This is a genomic window from Corynebacterium aurimucosum (genome assembly GCF_046895345.1).
GTDB classification, from domain to species: Bacteria; Actinomycetota; Actinomycetes; order Mycobacteriales; family Mycobacteriaceae; genus Corynebacterium; species Corynebacterium aurimucosum_G.
In genome coordinates this window covers 961,578-978,836 of the sequence record NZ_CP160096.1, presented here as the reverse complement: position 1 = coordinate 978,836, position 17,259 = coordinate 961,578, and the positions used below count along the sequence as shown (strand labels likewise).

Below are 17,259 nucleotides of genomic sequence, written 5' to 3'. Positions count from 1 at the left end.
GGTCCATGGCGAAATTCAAGATTGAGGACGCGCTCTCCCTGCGCGCTGGCAAGAAATTTCAGATTGACTCGGTTGATGCCTCGGCAACGCCTGGTTTTGACGGTGACAAAGACGAGCTTGATGCGCGCTTTTCCAAGTATGACGATGAGCTCTATGAACTGCAGGAGCGGCTTTTTGCCAACGGCCGCAGCTACGGTGAGGACGCCCCCGCGGTCCTCATCGTCTTGCAGGGCATGGATACTTCGGGCAAGGGCGGTGCTATCCGCCACGTGTTGAGCACCTTCGACCCGCAAGGAACCACGACCGTCGGCTTCGGTAAACCCACCGAAGAGGAGCTAGAGCATGACTTCCTGTGGCGCATCCGCAAACACGACCCGCAGCCGGGACAAATCGTGGCCTTCGACCGCTCCCACTACGAGGATGTCCTCATTCAGCGCGTGCACGAGTGGGTGGATGAAGAAGAGGTGGATCGGCGCATCGAGGCCATCCATGACTATGAGCTGGAATTAACGGCCAGGGGAGTCAAGGTCATCAAAATCTTCCTTCACCTGTCCAAGGAAGCCCAGAAGGAGAATCTGCTGGAGCGCACGGAGCGGGAAGACAAGTTCTGGAAATACGACCCGGCTGATGTTGAGGAGCGCGCCTATTGGGATGAGTACATGGCGGCCTACGAGGATGCTATTCAGCGCACGGATGAAAACTACGCGCCCTGGTACGTCATTCCTACCGATAACAAGAAGTACGCCCGGATGGCGCTGAAGTTTCTCATCGTGGATCTCCTGCGCCACCTAGACCTGGAGTGGCCGGCGCCCGACTTTGATCCGGAAGTCGAGCGCCAGCGTATTAAGGACGCTGACTAGACGCTGACTAGACGCTGACTAAAGGCTAGTCGCTCTCTGTGCCATCGACGTCGCTGGCCAGCTCGCGGGCGGCGGCGTTAAACGCATCCAGAACAGACAGCAGCGCTTCTTGCGCATTGATGATGCCGAGGTTGAGCGCGTGAAAGAGCTGGTCCTCGTTCAGGCCAGCGGTGGTGACGAAGCACGCATCACCGCGCAGCTCAACCTCATCCTCAGCTAAACCAACGAGCGCGCGCCCATCGAAAGCACCGGAATTGAACTCGTTGCAGAGCACATGGAAGATGGGGAGCATCTCCGCATTGAGCTGTGTGGACAGCACGCTCTCGATGCGCACGAGGCCCTCTTCCACGGTGATGACCCAGTCAAGGTCGTTGAGGCGAGCAACCGCGGCTGTCGCATCCTCCGAGTGCGCGGTGGCCGCCATATCTAGGTCGGCGCTGTTGAGCGCGCTGAGAACGCGGTTACGGTCGACTGCGGGGAGAGGTGATCCGGACAGGATGTCGAAAGGATCGGATACTACGGATGCATTCTGGTTTTCGTTCGAGTCCTGGCTCATGCTTGCTCCTCCTTATCCCAAGTGACAGCCTGCGGGAAGCGCTGTGCCACGACGTCAAAGATCTCAGCGAAGCTGGCCAGTGAACTCAGCAGGAAATGGCCGAGCTGAGCCAAGGAGAGGCCTTCGCCCACGCCCATGGCGCGGTTGGCGCCTAGGTGGATCTCCGCGTTACCCTTCGCATCCTCTTCTACGAGGAAGTTCAGGGTGGGCGCATCGCTGGCCCAGTTCAGCTCCGCCACCACGGCGGCTACCTCCGGTTCGAGGCGTGCTGGAAGAGTGCCCTCCCACGAGGCGAAGGCACTGAGTACCTCGCCTTCAGCGTCGAGCTCACAGTGCACCGCGATATGGGGGACACCGGTCTGCAGCACGCGGCGCGCGGAATCGGCACTGTCGGCGCCAGTGTCAGCGTCGTCTTCTGGCTCTGGGGTTGCCTCGATGAGTGCATAGTCGGCGTCGATAAGCTCGCACAACTGCGCCAACCGGTCAATGGTGACCGGCTCAACCACGTGGAGATCGGTCACTGCTGCTCACCTTGAGCGCCCTCGGTCCCCTCGCCCGCCTGCGCGGCTGACTCGGAACCGAGCTTGGCCATTTCTTCGGCAGCGGCGACCATGGCGTTCTGGGCGTTGATGACGCCGTCCACAGAGGCGCGCAGTGCGGCCGCGAGTTGTTCATCGGTCATTCCGGCCGCGCACGGAATGTCAGCCTCGGTGCGTACGAGCAGCATGCCATCGAAATCAGCGATGACGGCGCGAGCGCCCATGGCTACGGAGTTGATCTGGTTGGCTGCAAGGAAGAGTCCCGCATCAGCCTTGGCATAGTTAACGTCCGTCGGTACATCGCAACGTACGATAGCAACGCTCTCCAGTACGGCGAACATGCACGGCAGACCGTTGAGATTAGCGGTCGCGGCGTCGTCGCGACCGGTGACCGGCTCGAGTTCGATGTCGAAGGTCTTCATCGCCTCGATGATGCGGTCGAGGGTGACCTCCGGCAGTGCGTGCGGATCCTCGGCGGTAGGCGTTGTCGGATTAGTCATGGTTGTGCTCCTTCCAGGTGACGAGCTGCGGGTACTGCTGTTCAATCCACTCGAAGGATTGCAACACAGCATCCAGGGTGGACATGACAAACGCGCCGAGCTGGTTGCGGGATGCACCATGGGTCACGTCCAGATCGCGTGCACCGGAGACCGCCAAAGCATTATCCGGCGCCTCGAAGAAGCGGAACGTCGGCGTGAAGTGGTCCTGGTTCCATGCGTTAATGTGCATGAGCAGCGCAGGGCCTTCGGAGGCGGGGACAGAGCCGCGCCATACGGAATCGACGATGAGGGAGGAACCCACGAGCTGGAAGGCGATGGCGGCGTTGGAGAAGCCGGTGCGCAAGAGGTTGACCGTTTGGCCGTCTTGGGTCTTCTGCTCTTCGATGCGGTATTCCAAGCCCTCTGACTCAAAGATTTCCGCTATGCGCTCGAGGTTGACTTCTTCGATGGGTGTGTCGGGCTGCAGCTGGCGCTGCTGCGCGTGGTCATGGTTAGTGGTGTCCGTCAATTCTTCTACTCACTTCGCTACATTTTTCTTAATCTTTTCCGGCCCCGACACTACCGGAGCCGTCTTCCTCGGGTGCGCAGGTGGGGGCCTTGACTAGTTTTTCGCCGCCGAGCTCGTGGGCGAGCGCTGGAGCGAGAGCAGGGTAGCGGAAGGTGTGAGCCAGCGCCTCTGCGCGCGTGGGACGGACCTTTTGGTTCGCCAGTGCAAGTTCACGCGCACCTTCCTTACCCAGCAGTAGCGCCGGACCGACGTTAGGAATGGGGATGACGGTCGGCCGGTGAAGGAGTGATCCGAGGGCATCAACGTAATCGCGGTTAAGCACCGGGGTCGGAGAGACTGCATTGATGGCGCCATCCCAGGCGGGATCGAGGGCGGCGCGAACGAACATGTCCGAAAGGTCGTCTTGCGCAATCCAGCTATTCCACATGGTGCCCTTGCCAAAAGCTCCACCCAGCCCGGTAGAAAACAGCGCCCGCAGCAGCGGCAGGATGCCCGCGTTGGCTGATTGCACGATGCCGGTGCGCACGTTCACCACTCGCTTGCCGGCTTCCCGTGCCGGCGTGCAGGCATCCTCCCACGCCTCCACGACATCGGCTAAAAAGCCCTCACCGCGTTCCGATTCTTCGGTGAGTTCTTCATCGCCCCGGTCCGGACCGTAGATGCCGATAGCGGAGGCACAGACCATCGCGGTCACGGAGGGAGTCTCGGCCGCCAGCTGTGCCAGCAGATGAGTAGGGCCTACACGTGAATCCCGAATAGCTTCCTTGTGTGCGGTATTAAAGCGCCCGAAAATCGGCTCGCCGGCCAGGTGGATGAGGACATCGACGCCGTCCAGCAAGTCTTTGGCGGGCACAGTAGGCCGCCACAGGCGCTCGCCGGAACCTGGGTTAGAGCGCACGAGCGGAATGACGGTGTGGCCCAAGGTGCCGAGTTGTGCAGCCACAGCAGTGCCTATCGTGCCGTGCGTTCCTGTTATGGCCACCGTGCGGGGCTCGGCGTTGAGAGCACCCAGCCGTTGAGCAAAGCGAAAATCCTCAATGAGCTGTTGCTGCCGGTAGGCAAAAATCGATTCCACTGCCCCCGTGGGAATGCGGGTTTCTACCTTGTCGGTAATGAGCGTACCTTCCACATGATCCTCAAAAAAGTGTTCGTGACGCCAATTGGCCAGCGAACGGAAGGGGGCGTTGATGCAGGCATCAGCGAAAGAACGCCGTGGCTGGTACTTACTCAAATCATGCCGGGCGACCCATTTCAGACCACCAGGAAACCCCAAGATAGAAGTCCCATCAGCTAATGACTCGGCTTGCTGCAGGGGAGTCATGAAACCGAAAGGCGCGGTGAGGCGCGCGAGCGCTCCCGGGCGGGTGTGCCATTGCCATACCTCTTCACGCGGGGCTGGGACGACGTGCTGGGTAGTAAAACTCACTGTCTAGGGACCTGCCTCAAAAAATTCGGGGGTGCGAGGGCATACACAGCACACTGGAACGGTGCTATGGTTAGTGCTGGCTTTCAAGCATAGACAAGTCCCTTTAACCATTGTCCGACATCCTTTAAAGACCGCACCGTGAGGCGGGGAAGGAGGTCACGATGAGTGAAACCGGCACCCACGCGGAGTCCAACGAGCTGCTGAGCTCGAAAGACGTCGCGCGTACTGTCGCACGCATCGCGCACCAGATCATTGAGAAAACGGCGCTTGATTCGAGTGATTCCCCTCGAGTCCTGCTCTTAGGCATTCCCTCTGGTGGCGTGCCTTTGGCGCAGCGCCTTGCCGAGAAAATTGAGGAATTCTCCGGGGTAGAGGTTCCCTGGGGCTCCCTAGACATCACGCTCTACCGCGACGATCTCTACGCCCGTCCGCACCGAGCATTGCAACCCACGACGGTTCCGGACGGCGGAATTAACGGCGCCACCGTCATCCTTGTCGACGACGTCCTCTATTCCGGCCGCACCATCCGCGCCGCGCTCGACGCCCTCGCGGATATTGGCCGTCCTGACATCATTCAACTCGCAGTCCTCGTCGATCGTGGGCACCGCCAAGTACCCATCCGCGCCGATTACGTGGGCAAAAACATCCCTACTGCACGCGACGAGGACGTCACCGTGTACAACGCCGACATCGACGGCCGAGATGCCGTCGTTCTCACCCGCTTTAATGCACAGCCCGGCAAGGAGGCATAAATGAAGCACCTCATCAACATCGCCGACCACAGCGCCGAAGAGATCCTCGGGCTCATGGATGAGGCTGACCGTTTCCGGGAAGCCTTGGAAGGCCGCGAAGTCAAAAAGTTGCCCACGTTACGCGGGCGCACCGTCTTCACCTTGTTCTATGAGAACTCGACCCGCACCCGTTCTTCTTTTGAGACGGCGGGTAAGTGGATGTCGGCAGATGTCATCAACCTCTCTGCCTCGACGTCCTCGGTCAAGAAAGGCGAGTCCCTCAAGGATACCGGTTTGACTCTCGCGTCGATCGGCGCAGATGCCATCATTATGCGCCATCCTTCCTCGGGGGCCGCGCAGCAGCTTGCTGGTTGGGTGGCATCCGAAGGGCAGGGGCCGAGCGTCATCAATGCTGGCGATGGCTCTCACCAACATCCGACGCAGGCGCTTCTCGACGCCGTCACGATGCGCCAGCGCCTGCACCTGGGCGCGGATCGTTCCGCCGCAGGCACCGGCTTCGAGGGACTGAAAGTCACCATCGTCGGTGACTGCCTGCACTCGCGCGTTGTGCGCTCCAACGTGGATCTGCTGTCCACTCTCGGAGCTGAGGTCACGCTTGTCGCTCCGCCGACGCTGTTGCCCTTCGGCGTCGACACGTGGCCGGTGCGGGTCTCCCATGATTTCGACGCCGAGGTGCCGGAGGCGGACGTCGTCATGATGCTGCGCGTTCAGGCAGAGCGCATGAACGGCGGCTTTTTCCCCTCGCACCGTGAATACGCCTCCCTCTACGGGCTGTCCAAAGACCGTGCTGCCGCCATGAAGAAGGACGCCATCATCATGCACCCGGGCCCCATGGTTCGCGGCATGGAGATTAACTACGCTGTGGCCGACTATGACAGCACCGCGGTGCTCCAGCAGGTCAACAACGGTGTCCATGTTCGCATGGCCACCCTATTTACCCTGCTCACGAACGGCGAGAACGCCGGTATCTAAAACCAGTTATCTCACACACCTACGAGGAGAGCTTCAGTAACCATGACTAACTATCCAGAAACCGGCGTGCTCTCTGCTCCCGCTGCAGGCACCTTACTTATCACCAACGTCCGACTCTATGGCGAGGGTGAGCCCACCAGCCTCTTAGTCGAGGATGGCGTTATCGAGGCCATCGGCGCCGCTGCAGAGATCGCTCCTGAGGGTACCGCCGACCGCACCATCGAGGGCGGCGGCAACGTACTGCTCCCGGGGTTGGTGGACATGCACGTTCACCTGCGTGAGCCGGGCCGCGAAGACACTGAGACCATCGAAACCGGTTCAAGGGCAGCCGCCAAGGGCGGCTTTACCGCCGTGTTCACCATGGCCAACACCTCCCCGGTTACGGATCAACCAATCATCGCCGAGTCCGTCTGGGCCAAGGGCCAGGCACGTGGCCTGTGCGACGTCCATCCGGTCGGCTCCATCACGAAGGGCCTCGAGGGCAAGACGCTGACCGAGTTCGGCATGATGGCCCGCTCGGACGCCAAGGTGCGTATGTTCTCCGATGACGGCAAGTGTGTCCAGGACCCACAGCTGATGCGCCGTGCCCTGGAGTACGCCAAGGGGCTCGACGTCCTGTTAGCGCAGCATGCAGAGGACCATCGCATGACCGAGGGCGCTAGCGCTCACGAGGGCGAGACCGCGGCTCGCCTGGGACTGCGCGGCTGGCCGCGTGTGGCCGAGGAATCCATCGTCGCCCGCGATGCCTTGCTCGCGCGTGACTATGGCAACCGCATGCACATCTGCCACGCCTCGACTAAGGGCACCGTGGAATTGCTCAAGTGGGCCAAGGAGCAGGGCATTCCGTTGACCGCCGAGGTGACCCCGCACCACCTGTTGCTGACCGATGACAAGTTGGTGACCTACGACGGCGTCTTCCGCGTCAACCCACCGTTGCGTGAGGAGTCCGACACCTTGGCTCTGCGCCAGGCGTTGCTTGACGGGCTAATCGACGTCGTGGCAACAGACCATGCTCCGCACGGCAGCGAAGATAAGTGCGTAGAGTTCGAGCACGCTAAGCCGGGCATGCTGGGCCTGGAATCCTCCCTGGCGGTCATTGCCAAGCTCTTCGTCGCCACGGGTCTGGCGGACTGGCGCTTTGTCGCCCGCGTCATGTCGGAGCGCCCGGCCGAAATCACCCGGCTGCCAGGTCACGGCCGGCCTATCGCAGTGGGAGAGCCTGCCAACCTCACCATTGTCGACCCGGAGCATAAGTGGGTGTCGGATTCCACGCGGTTGGCCTCGAAGTCGGAGAATAACCCGTATGAGGGGGAGGAATTCGGCGCGCGCGTGGCCTACACGATCCTGCGTGGTGAGGTGACCTACGACCTCGCGGCTGAAAGCGGCAGCGAGGCGGCTAAGTAATCGGGATAATTGACAATCAGAGTTGCTCAACTTCTCAGTAGCCACCGCACGCCCCAACACATTCACCCTTCACCGAAAATTCACTGAAAGGTTCAACGCACAGTGACTTCCACTACCACCACCCCCGCCATCCTGGTCCTCGCTGATGGCCGCGCCTTCCGAGGCTTCGGATTCGGCGCCACCGGTACGACTCTGGGCGAGGCCGTCTTCACCACCGCCATGACGGGCTACCAGGAGACTATGACAGACCCGTCTTACCACCGCCAGATCGTCGTCGCCTCTGCGCCGCAGATTGGCAATACGGGCTGGAACGATGAGGACAACGAGTCCCATGACGACAAGATCTGGGTTGCCGGCCTAGTTATCCGTGATCTGGCTCGCCGCGTCTCCAACTGGCGTGCCGCCCGCTCGCTGCCGGAGGAGATGGAGAAGCAGGGCATCATTGGTATCAGCGGCATCGATACCCGCACCCTAGTGCGCCACCTGCGCAATCACGGCTCCATCAAGGCTGGTATCTTTTCCGGAGAAGCCGCTGAGCGGGACGTCGAGGAGCTCATCTCTGAGGTCAAGAACCAACCTTCCATGGCCGGTCTTGACCTGTCCGAAGAAGTCTCGACCGATGAGGTCTACACCTTCCCAGCCGTAGGGGAGAAGCGCTTTACCGTCGTGGCCTATGACATGGGTGTCAAGACCGCCACCCCGAAGAACTTTGCCGAGCGCGGCATCGAGACCATCGTGGTTCCCGCCAACACCCCGTTCGAGAAGATCAAGCAATACAACCCAGACGGCGTGTTTGTCTCTAACGGTCCGGGCGACCCGGCTACCGCTGACACCATGGTCGGCATCGTGCGCGACATCCTTGCTGCCAAGTACCCCTTCTTCGGCATCTGCTTTGGCAACCAGATCCTCGGCCGTGCGCTGGGTATGGACACCTATAAGCTGAAGTTCGGTCACCGCGGCATCAACGTTCCGGTGCGCAACCAGCTCACCGGAAAGATCGATATCACCTCCCAGAACCACGGCTTTGCCCTGGCCAGCCCCTCGGGCAAGGAAGACCCGGCCGGTGAGGAGTTCGAGACCGACTTCGGCCCGGCAGTGGTCTCCCACACCTGCCTCAACGACAACACCATCGAAGGCGTTGCACTCAAGGATGGCATGGCTTATTCCGTGCAGTACCACCCTGAGTCCGCCGCCGGCCCACACGATGCCAACCCGCTCTTTGATCAGTTCATCGAGCTCATGACTGAAAAGTCCCCGAATAAGTAGAACGCAACCAGGAAAAGGAAGAAGAAACACATGCCAAAGCGCAACGACATCAATCACGTCCTGGTTATCGGCTCCGGTCCGATTGTTATTGGTCAGGCCTGCGAGTTCGACTACTCCGGCACCCAAGCCTGCCGCGTGCTCAAGGAGGAAGGCCTGCGCGTCACGCTGGTTAACTCCAACCCGGCAACAATTATGACGGACCCGGAGTTCGCCGACCACACCTATGTGGAGCCCATCGAGCCCGAGTTCATCGAGAAGATCTTCCAGAAGGAAAAGGAAGAGGGCAACCCCATCGACGCCGTGCTGGCAACCCTGGGCGGCCAGACCGCTCTGAACGCCGCGGTGCAGTTGGACCGCCTGGGCATCCTCAAGAAGTACGATATCGAGCTCATCGGTGCTGATATCGACGCGATTGAGCGCGGCGAGGACCGGCAGAAGTTTAAGGATATTGTTGCCTCCATCGGCGGCGAATCCGCGCGCTCCCGTGTTTGCCACACGATGGAGGAGGTCCACGAGACCGTCGCCGAGCTTGGCCTCCCGGTCGTTGTACGCCCATCGTTTACCATGGGCGGCCTGGGCTCTGGCTTGGCCTTCAACGAGGAGGACCTTGAGCGCATTGCCGGCGGCGGCTTGGCTGCCTCGCCGGAGGCGAACGTCCTCATCGAGGAGTCCATCTTGGGCTGGAAGGAGTTCGAGCTCGAGCTCATGCGTGACGGCGACGATAACGTTGTAGTTATCGCCTCCATCGAGAACGTCGACGCCCTCGGCGTCCACACCGGTGACTCCGTGACCGTGGCCCCGGCATTGACCCTCACAGACCGCGAGTACCAGAAGATGCGCGACCAGGGTATCGCCATCATCCGCGAGGTCGGCGTCGATACTGGCGGATGCAACATTCAGTTCGCCGTGAACCCGGATGACGGCCGCATCATCACCATTGAGATGAACCCGCGCGTGTCCCGCTCCTCCGCACTGGCCTCTAAGGCCACCGGTTTCCCGATTGCCAAGCTGGCAGCCAAGCTGGCGATTGGCTACACCCTGGATGAGGTACGCAACGACATCACTGGCGTGACCCCGGCGGCCTTCGAGCCGACTCTGGATTACGTCATTGTCAAGGCTCCGCGCTTTGCTTTTGAGAAGTTCCCGGGCGCCGATGACACCCTGACCACCACGATGAAGTCTGTGGGCGAGGCCATGGGGATCGGCCGCAACTATATTTCCGGCCTGAACAAGGTCATGCGCTCGCTGGAGGGCAAGCCTTCTGGTTTCTGGACCAAGCCGGATGAGTACTTCGCTGGGGAGCGCGCAACGGACGTGGAGGCCGTTCTCAAGGACCTGGAGCGTCCGACCGAGGGCCGCATCTACGATGTCGAGCTGGCTCTGCGCCTCGGTGCCACGGTGGAGCAGTTGCACGAGCACTCGCACATCGACCCGTGGTTCCTCGCCGAGCTTGAGGCGCTTGTTGAGTTCCGCGAGGAGCTCGTGAGCGCGCCAGTCCTGGACGCTGAATTACTGCGCCGCGCTAAGGTCTTTGGTCTGTCCGACGCCCAGATCGCGGCTCTTCGCCCAGAGTTCGCCGGTGAGGATGGCGTGCGCTCCCTGCGCTGGTCTTTGGGCATTCGCCCGGTGTACAAGACCGTGGATACTTGTGCGGGCGAGTTTGAAGCCCAGACCCCGTACCACTACAGCGCTTATGAGATGGACCCGAACGCTGAGTCCGAGGTGCGCGAGAGCAGCGAGAAGACCAAGGGCAAGGTCATCATCTTAGGCTCCGGCCCGAACCGTATTGGCCAGGGCATCGAGTTTGACTACTCCTGTGTGCACGCCGCCCTGGAGCTTTCCCGCGAGGGCTACGAGACGGTCATGGTTAACTGCAACCCGGAGACGGTGTCGACTGACTATGACACCGCCGACCGTCTCTACTTCGAGCCGCTGACCTTCGAGGATGTCATGGAGGTTTACCACGCGGAGGCCGCTTGTGGTGAGGTTGCCGGCGTCATCGTTCAGCTGGGTGGCCAAACCCCGCTGGGCCTGGCTGAGCGCCTAACGGCTGCCGGCGTTCCGGTCGTGGGAACCTCGGCTGCTGCCATCGATTTGGCCGAGGACCGCGGTGAATTCGGCAAGGTGCTTGCCGAAGCCGAGCTGCCTGCACCGGCCTTCGGCACCGCTACCTCCTTCGAAGAGGCCCGCCAGGTCGCTTCGAATATCGGCTATCCGGTGCTGGTCCGCCCGTCCTACGTGCTGGGTGGCCGCGGCATGGAGATCGTCTACGACGAGGATTCGCTGCGCGATTACATCGAGCGCGCTACCGAGATCACCTCGGATCACCCAGTCTTGGTCGACCGCTTCCTAGATAACGCCATTGAGATCGACGTCGACGCGCTGTGTGACGGCGAGGAGGTCTACCTCGGCGGAGTCATGGAGCACATCGAGGAAGCAGGTATCCACTCCGGTGACTCCTCCTGCGCGCTGCCGCCGATGACGCTGGGGCCGGAGGATATTGAGAAGGTGCGGGAGTCGACGCGTCGCCTAGCGCACGGCATCGGCGTCAAGGGCCTGATGAACGTTCAGTACGCCCTGAAGGATGACACTCTCTATGTCATCGAGGCCAACCCGCGTGCCTCCCGTACCGTGCCTTTCGTCTCCAAGGCCACCGGCGTGCCGCTGGCCAAGGCTGCCGCACGCGTCATGCTGGGTGCGTCCATCGCCGAACTGCGCGAGGAAGGCATCATTGCGTCCTCTTACGATGGTGGGTCCCTGCCGCTGGAGCACCCGATTGCGGTCAAGGAAGCCGTGCTGCCGTTTAACCGCTTCCGTCGCCCCGACGGCCAGCTGCTGGATACCTTGCTTTCCCCGGAGATGAAGTCCACCGGTGAGGTGATGGGCCTGGCAGATAACTTCGGCGCCGCCTATGCCAAGGGTGAGATGGCCGCCTTCGGCGAGCTGCCCACCGAAGGCACCGTGTTTGTCTCCGTAGCCAACCGCGATAAGCGCACGCTTATCTTCCCGATTCAGCGCCTGGCCTACATGGGCTACACCATTGTGGCTACCGCTGGAACCGCGCAGATGCTGCGCCGCAATGGCGTGGAGTGTGAGGTGGCAGTCAAGGTCTCCGAGGCTGAGGAGGGGCAAGAGTCCATCGTCGACGCCATCCTGGCCGGCAAGGTCGACCTCATCCTCAACACCCCGGCAGGCTCGGCCGGCGCCCGTCACGATGGCTATGACATCCGCGCTGCTGCGGTATCCGTGGGTGTTCCACTGGTGACGACCGTCCAAGGCGTGACCGCAGCCGTGCAGGGCATCGAAGCCCTGCGCCGCGGTGACCTTAAGGTACGCGCGCTGCAGGAGCTTGAGCATGACCCAGCCAACTAGGAAGACGCCGTCTTTCGGCGAGCGCCTCGTGGCAGCCGGCGCGGAGCGCGGGCGCCTGTGCGTGGGCATCGACCCCCACCCGCACCTGCTGGAGGCCTGGGGCCTGTCGGTTGATGTGGACGGTCTGCGCACGTTTACGCTGCGCTGTGTAGAGGCCTTCGCGGAGACCGCGGCGGTGGTGAAGCCGCAGGTGGCCTTCTTTGAGCGTTTCGGCTCTCGCGGTTTCGCTGTACTCGAGGAGGCGCTGGCGGGCCTTCGGGAGCAGGGCTGTTTGAGCTTGGCGGACGCGAAGCGCGGTGACATCGGCTCGACCATGGCGGGCTACGCACAAGCCTGGCTGGGGGAGGACTCGCCGCTGCGGTCCGATGCTGTGACGGTGTCGCCCTACCTCGGTGTGGGTGCTTTGAGTCCAGTCTTCGACCTAGCGGAGGAGACTGGACGTGGGGTCTTCGTCCTTGCGGCGACCTCCAACCCGGAGGCCGTGGCACTCCAGTCGCTGAGCGTGGACGGCCGCAGCGTGGCACAGCGCGTCGTCGATGAGCTTGCACAGCGCAATGCGTCTGCGGCTGGGCCAGACAACACCGTGGGTGCTCTCGGCGTGGTCGTTGGAGCGACATTGGAAGCTCCGCCTGCATTAGACCAATTGAACGGTCCAGTGCTGCTGCCGGGCGTCGGCGCCCAGGGCGCAACGCCGGCAGATGTAAGGCAACTCACCGCAGCGGCGCCGGAACTGGGCTTTGCTAACGTCTCCAGGGCCATCCTTTCGGCGGGCTCCGACGTGGCTGACCTGCGCAAAGCCGTTCTCGATACCGCCTCAGAGTTTCGGGACTAAGACGCCTGGTAATTAACAGCGCGCTGGATTAACAGGAGCGCTGTTTACCTGGTATTTTGTTTAAGGCATGTGCGTTGACGTGCAGGAACCTTTAAAAGAAAGGGGCCGCGTTGCGTCACCGCGTACAGACCAGTGCTAGGATTGCCAGAAGTCGGCTCGTGGAGGTAGCAAAAGCTATCCCGCGCTGGGGAAATCTTCCCACCGTGAGCCGAGATTCTGGTGCTAGCCATCAGATGACAATGTTCGTACTAATGAAATCGGAGGAAACCCGTGGCCCTTCCCAAGTTGACAGATGAGCAGCGCAAAGAAGCTCTCGCAAAGGCTGCTGAGGCCCGCAAGGCTCGCGCTGAGCTCAAGGCTGCGTTGAAGCGCGGCGAGACCAACCTGCAGGAAGTTCTGGAGAAGGCCGAGACCGACGAGATCATCGGCAAGACCAAGGTCTCCGCTCTTCTCGAGGCTCTGCCGAAGGTTGGCAAGGTCAAGGCCAAGGAAATCATGGAGGACCTGGAGATTGCTCAGACCCGTCGTCTGCGTGGCCTGGGTGACCGTCAGCGCCGCGCCCTGCTCGAGCGTTTCGGCTACGGCGAGTAATTAGCACAATGGCTGACGAAACTGCACGCGGGCGCCTGGTCGTACTGGCCGGGCCGTCCGCTGTGGGTAAGTCCACTGTGGTTTCGCGCCTGCGTGATGATGTTGACAACCTCTACTTCAGCGTCTCAATGACGACGCGCCAACCCCGCCCCGGCGAGACTGATGGGGTGGATTACTTCTTCGTCTCCCCGGAGGCTTTCCAAGAACATATTGATGCCGGTGACATGCTCGAATGGGCTGAGATCCACGGTGGTTTGCAGCGCTCCGGGACGCCGGCTCAGCCGGTGCAGGAAGCGATGGTGGCCGGCCGTCCGGTGTTGGTGGAGGTTGATCTTGCAGGCGCCCGCAACGTGAAGGCGGCGATGCCGGAGGCGGAAACCGTGTTTCTCGCCCCACCATCCTGGGAAGTTCTGGTTGAGCGCCTGACTGGGCGCGGCACCGAACCGCAGGATGTCATTGACCGCAGACTGCATACTGCAGAGACGGAACTTGCCGCGCAAAAGGAATTCGACCACATCGTTGTGAATGAAGATCTCGATGAGGCCGTTGCTGCAATTAGTGCTATCCTGCGTGGATAGACCACGATTTTGACCATCTACCAACAGTAAAGGTGCATGTGACCAACGTGACCACACCTGCCAATTCTGAGGCCGTGAAGCCGGAGCCAGTATTCGATCCGCCGACGGGTATTACCGATCCGCCGATTGATGAACTGCTGGGCAAGGTCTCGTCCAAGTACGCTCTGGTGATTTTCGCTGCTAAGCGCGCACGCCAGATCAACAGCTACTACCAGGAACAGGATGAAGGCGTCTTCGAGTTCGTCGGACCACTGGTAACCCCGGAACCGGGTGAGAAGCCGCTGTCCATCGCCCTCCGCGAGATTGACGCTGGCCTGCTGGACCACGAGGAAGGCAACTAGCCTGCTCGTCGTGAAGGCAAAAAGGCAGCTTCTTAAAGTGCCTTAGCGCCGTTCTGAATCTAAACCCACCCAAGTGTCTCCCTAGGCGCTTCGGTGGGTTTGCTGTGTCTTGGGTACTATCGGCCGAGTGAAGGACGTACAGAAAACCCCAGATAGTTCAGAGTTGAGACCTGCGTCGCCCAAACCCGCAGGGGGCCGCCGAATCCTTATCGGCGTGGCAGGCGGCATTGCTGCCTATAAGGCGTGTCACCTTATTCGGGATTTTAAAGAACACGGCGATGATGTCCGCGTCGTTCCCACAGAGGCCGCATTGAACTTCGTTGGGGCGGCCACCTTCGAAGCTTTGTCAGGACACCCGGTCTCCACAACCGTCTTTGATGCCGTGGATGAGGTCCAACACGTTTCCTTGGGGCAGCAGGCTGATGCGGTCGTCATCGCTCCTGCCACCGCCGATCTTATCGCCCGGTTGGCCTGTGGTCGCGCTGATGATCTTTTGAGCGCTTCCGTGCTGGTTGCTACGTGCCCCGTCATCATTGCCCCCGCCATGCACACGGAGATGTGGCTGAACCCGGCAACCCAGGACAATGTGGCAACGCTCCGCCGCCGCGGTATCACTGTGATGGAGCCGGCGTATGGCCGTCTCACCGGTACCGATACGGGTGCCGGCCGCCTACCAGATCCAGAACAGATAGCGGAGTTTGCTCGCACGATTATCGCGGGGCATCGCGTGGAGCATGATTGGCAGGGCCGGAAGGTTGTGATCTCTGCCGGAGGTACCCACGAGAACCTCGATCCAGTGCGGTACCTTGGCAACCGTTCTTCTGGACGTCAGGGTTTTGCCTTGGCGGAGATCGCTGCGCAACGCGGGGCAGATGTCACTATTGTTGCTGGAACTACTGAAGCACTTCCCATCCCTGCAGGCGCTTCCGTGGTGCGCGTGACATCGACGCGGGATATGCAGGAGGCGATGAACAGCGAAGCTGCCGATGCCGACATCATTATCATGGCCGCAGCTGTTGCCGACTACCGTCCCGCGTCCGTGGCGGATTCGAAGATGAAGAAGGGCGCAGCCGACGAGGACTTGGCCAGCCTTGAGCTCGTGGAGAACCCGGACATACTCAAGGGCCTAGTGCAGCGGCGTGAGAATGGTGAGGTTAAGCGCGAGGCAATCATCGTTGGCTTTGCTGCGGAGACTGGTGATGAGACTACTAGCGTGCTCGAGTATGCCCAGAAGAAGTTTATGAAGAAGGGCTGTGATGTGCTCATGGCTAATGAGGTCGGAGAGGGCAAGGTCTTTGGCCAAGCCACGAGTGCCGGGTGGATCCTTCGTCGCTCTTCCGACCCAGTGGTGGTGGCCCCGGGCTCAAAGCAAGTTGTGGCCGCACAGATTCTTGATGTGGTGAATGAAATGTTGGAAAAGGAGCACTCGTTCTTGCAGTCATAGACCGCTTGGTCTACGATGGGGCGGTGTTATCAACCGGGGCGTGGGCGAGGCGAAGTCCTGCCCACGGCGCGCGGAATTAGTTTAAGGAAGATTTGTGACTGATAAAGCTGCTCAGGCGGTGCGCCTTTTTACTAGCGAATCCGTGACAGAAGGTCATCCGGATAAGATTTGTGACGCGATCTCAGACGCCATTCTTGACGCCCTCCTGGAGGAAGATCCTGACGCCCACGTCGCTGTGGAGACTCTCGTGACGACGGGCCAAGTCCACGTCGTGGGCGAGGTGCGCACCTCCGGTTATGTTGAAATCCCGCAGATCGTCCGCAAGACCCTTGTGGAGATCGGTTTTACCTCTTCCGATGTGGGCTTTGATGGCCACACCTGCGGCGTCAACGTGGCCATTGGTGAACAGTCCCAGGAGATTGGGGCCGGCGTCGACGCCTCCACAGAGGTGCGTTCGGGGACGTTTGAGGATGATGACCAGTATGGTGCTGGTGATCAGGGCCTCATGTTTGGCTACGCAACGAATGAAACTCCAGAGTTTATGCCGCTGCCGATTTCGACGGCTCACCACCTTTCGCGCCGTCTTACCCACGTCCGCAAGGAAGGTATCGTGCCTTCGCTCCGCCCCGACGGAAAGACTCAGGTCACCTTCGCTTACGACGAAAATGATGTCCCGACGCGCTTGGAGACGATCGTCATCTCCACGCAGCATGATCCGGATGTGACCCAGGAGTGGTTGGCCGAGCAACTTCGCACCCATGTCGTCGAGTGGGTCGTGAACGATGCTGACTTGGGCCAGTACTACACCGAAGATACTGAGCTTCTCATCAACCCATCCGGCTCCTTTATTCTGGGCGGACCCATGGGTGATGCGGGCTTGACCGGCCGTAAGATCATCGTGGACACCTACGGTGGCATGGCCCGCCACGGTGGCGGTGCGTTCTCCGGTAAGGACCCAAGCAAGGTGGACCGTTCCGCGGCTTATGCTATGCGCTGGGTGGCTAAGAATATCGTGGCCGCTGGCCTGGCTGACCGTGCCGAGGTGCAGGTTGCCTATGCCATTGGACGTGCAAAGCCGGTCGGTCTGTATGTGGAGACCTTCGGCACTGCCCACGAGGGATTGAGCGACGCTGACATTCAGGTAGCGGTGAATAAGGTCTTCGACCTGCGCCCGGCCGCGATTATTCGCGAGCTCGACCTGCAGCGTCCAATCTATCGTCAGACTGCAGCCTATGGACACTTCGGGCGTACCGATGTCGATCTGCCGTGGGAGGACACCTCGCGAGCCGACGGCCTGCGTCGCGCCGCCGGCCTGTAG

General features: G+C 61.1%; 17 protein-coding genes. 12 read left to right on the top strand and 5 right to left on the bottom strand.

Annotation, left to right across the window (positions count from 1 at the left end):
• Nucleotides 1-5 precede the first annotated feature (5 nt).
• A complete protein-coding gene (locus ABZS45_RS04755) occupies nucleotides 6-860 on the top strand; it encodes a PPK2 family polyphosphate kinase (protein ID WP_412100857.1) in 855 nt (284 codons plus the stop codon).
• A 25-nt stretch (nucleotides 861-885) separates the two neighbouring features.
• On the opposite strand, the gene ABZS45_RS04750 is transcribed toward ABZS45_RS04755, so the two are convergent.
• From ABZS45_RS04750 to ABZS45_RS04730, 5 genes are read right to left on the bottom strand one after another with little or no spacing between them, the layout of a single operon-like run.
• Nucleotides 886-1,416, bottom strand: a complete 531-nt coding sequence (locus ABZS45_RS04750) for a hypothetical protein (protein ID WP_412100856.1) — start codon at nucleotides 1,414-1,416, stop codon at nucleotides 886-888.
• Nucleotides 1,413-1,937 (bottom strand): hypothetical protein, encoded by a 525-nt coding sequence (locus ABZS45_RS04745; RefSeq protein WP_412100855.1) that lies wholly within the window; start codon nucleotides 1,935-1,937, stop codon nucleotides 1,413-1,415. Before ABZS45_RS04745 ends, ABZS45_RS04750 begins: the two co-directional genes overlap by 4 nt.
• Nucleotides 1,934-2,455 carry a YbjN domain-containing protein gene (locus tag ABZS45_RS04740; protein WP_412100854.1) on the bottom strand — a complete coding sequence of 174 codons (522 nt, stop codon included), beginning with the start codon at nucleotides 2,453-2,455 and terminating at the stop codon, nucleotides 1,934-1,936. The genes ABZS45_RS04745 and ABZS45_RS04740 overlap by 4 nt, the downstream gene beginning before the upstream one ends.
• Complete coding sequence (locus tag ABZS45_RS04735) at nucleotides 2,448-2,963, bottom strand: YbjN domain-containing protein (RefSeq protein ID WP_412100853.1); 516 nt, start codon at nucleotides 2,961-2,963, stop codon at nucleotides 2,448-2,450. Before ABZS45_RS04735 ends, ABZS45_RS04740 begins: the two co-directional genes overlap by 8 nt.
• A gap of 28 nt (nucleotides 2,964-2,991) precedes the next feature.
• Nucleotides 2,992-4,389 carry a TIGR01777 family oxidoreductase gene (locus tag ABZS45_RS04730; protein WP_412100852.1) on the bottom strand — a complete coding sequence of 466 codons (1,398 nt, stop codon included), beginning with the start codon at nucleotides 4,387-4,389 and terminating at the stop codon, nucleotides 2,992-2,994.
• A gap of 161 nt (nucleotides 4,390-4,550) precedes the next feature.
• Here ABZS45_RS04730 and pyrR point away from each other — a divergent pair, with 161 nt between their 5' ends.
• The 11 genes from pyrR to metK all read left to right on the top strand — a co-directional run bounded on the left by pyrR (nucleotide 4,551) and on the right by metK (nucleotide 17,259).
• Nucleotides 4,551-5,141, top strand: coding sequence for a bifunctional pyr operon transcriptional regulator/uracil phosphoribosyltransferase PyrR (gene pyrR / locus ABZS45_RS04725; protein ID WP_412100851.1), 591 nt, complete (start codon nucleotides 4,551-4,553; stop codon nucleotides 5,139-5,141).
• Nucleotides 5,142-6,113 carry an aspartate carbamoyltransferase catalytic subunit gene (locus tag ABZS45_RS04720; RefSeq protein ID WP_412100850.1) on the top strand — a complete coding sequence of 324 codons (972 nt, stop codon included), beginning with the start codon at nucleotides 5,142-5,144 and terminating at the stop codon, nucleotides 6,111-6,113.
• A 42-nt stretch (nucleotides 6,114-6,155) separates the two neighbouring features.
• Nucleotides 6,156-7,517, top strand: a complete 1,362-nt coding sequence (locus tag ABZS45_RS04715; protein WP_412100849.1) for a dihydroorotase — start codon at nucleotides 6,156-6,158, stop codon at nucleotides 7,515-7,517.
• A 102-nt stretch (nucleotides 7,518-7,619) separates the two neighbouring features.
• Nucleotides 7,620-8,783, top strand: coding sequence for a glutamine-hydrolyzing carbamoyl-phosphate synthase small subunit (carA, locus tag ABZS45_RS04710; protein ID WP_412100848.1), 1,164 nt, complete (start codon nucleotides 7,620-7,622; stop codon nucleotides 8,781-8,783).
• Between the two features lie 30 nt (nucleotides 8,784-8,813).
• On the top strand, nucleotides 8,814-12,155 hold the full coding sequence (gene carB, locus ABZS45_RS04705; protein WP_412100847.1) for a carbamoyl-phosphate synthase large subunit: 3,342 nt from the start codon (nucleotides 8,814-8,816) through the stop codon (nucleotides 12,153-12,155).
• The gene (gene pyrF / locus ABZS45_RS04700) at nucleotides 12,139-12,987 is read left to right on the top strand and encodes an orotidine-5'-phosphate decarboxylase (protein ID WP_412100846.1); all 849 of its coding nucleotides are present in this window, start codon (nucleotides 12,139-12,141) and stop codon (nucleotides 12,985-12,987) included. Before carB ends, pyrF begins: the two co-directional genes overlap by 17 nt.
• Nucleotides 12,988-13,257: 270 nt before the next feature.
• Nucleotides 13,258-13,578 (top strand): integration host factor, actinobacterial type, encoded by a 321-nt coding sequence (gene mihF, locus ABZS45_RS04695; RefSeq protein ID WP_010186801.1) that lies wholly within the window; start codon nucleotides 13,258-13,260, stop codon nucleotides 13,576-13,578.
• Between the two features lie 8 nt (nucleotides 13,579-13,586).
• Complete coding sequence (gene gmk, locus ABZS45_RS04690) at nucleotides 13,587-14,156, top strand: guanylate kinase (protein ID WP_070444933.1); 570 nt, start codon at nucleotides 13,587-13,589, stop codon at nucleotides 14,154-14,156.
• Between the two features lie 38 nt (nucleotides 14,157-14,194).
• On the top strand, nucleotides 14,195-14,497 hold the full coding sequence (gene rpoZ, locus ABZS45_RS04685; protein ID WP_010186799.1) for a DNA-directed RNA polymerase subunit omega: 303 nt from the start codon (nucleotides 14,195-14,197) through the stop codon (nucleotides 14,495-14,497).
• 163 nt (nucleotides 14,498-14,660) lie between these two features.
• Nucleotides 14,661-15,941, top strand: coding sequence for a bifunctional phosphopantothenoylcysteine decarboxylase/phosphopantothenate--cysteine ligase CoaBC (gene coaBC / locus ABZS45_RS04680; protein WP_412101141.1), 1,281 nt, complete (start codon nucleotides 14,661-14,663; stop codon nucleotides 15,939-15,941).
• Nucleotides 15,942-16,035: 94 nt separating this feature from the next.
• Entirely contained in the window at nucleotides 16,036-17,259 is a 1,224-nt protein-coding gene (gene metK / locus ABZS45_RS04675) for a methionine adenosyltransferase (protein ID WP_412100845.1), read from the top strand.

Excerpts from the sequence above, each read along its gene's own strand:
- pyrF (WP_412100846.1), top strand. The coding sequence starts at position 12,139 with ATGACCCAGCCAACTAGGAAGACGCCGTCTTTCGGCGAGCGCCTCGTG.
- ABZS45_RS04750 (WP_412100856.1), bottom strand. The coding sequence starts at position 1,416 with ATGAGCCAGGACTCGAACGAAAACCAGAATGCATCCGTAGTATCCGAT.
- ABZS45_RS04755 (WP_412100857.1), top strand. The coding sequence starts at position 6 with ATGGCGAAATTCAAGATTGAGGACGCGCTCTCCCTGCGCGCTGGCAAG.
- pyrR (WP_412100851.1), top strand. The coding sequence starts at position 4,551 with ATGAGTGAAACCGGCACCCACGCGGAGTCCAACGAGCTGCTGAGCTCG.
- gmk (WP_070444933.1), top strand. The coding sequence starts at position 13,587 with ATGGCTGACGAAACTGCACGCGGGCGCCTGGTCGTACTGGCCGGGCCG.
- ABZS45_RS04740 (WP_412100854.1), bottom strand. The coding sequence starts at position 2,455 with ATGACTAATCCGACAACGCCTACCGCCGAGGATCCGCACGCACTGCCG.
- ABZS45_RS04715 (WP_412100849.1), top strand. The coding sequence starts at position 6,156 with ATGACTAACTATCCAGAAACCGGCGTGCTCTCTGCTCCCGCTGCAGGC.
- carB (WP_412100847.1), top strand. The coding sequence starts at position 8,814 with ATGCCAAAGCGCAACGACATCAATCACGTCCTGGTTATCGGCTCCGGT.
- ABZS45_RS04720 (WP_412100850.1), top strand. The coding sequence starts at position 5,142 with ATGAAGCACCTCATCAACATCGCCGACCACAGCGCCGAAGAGATCCTC.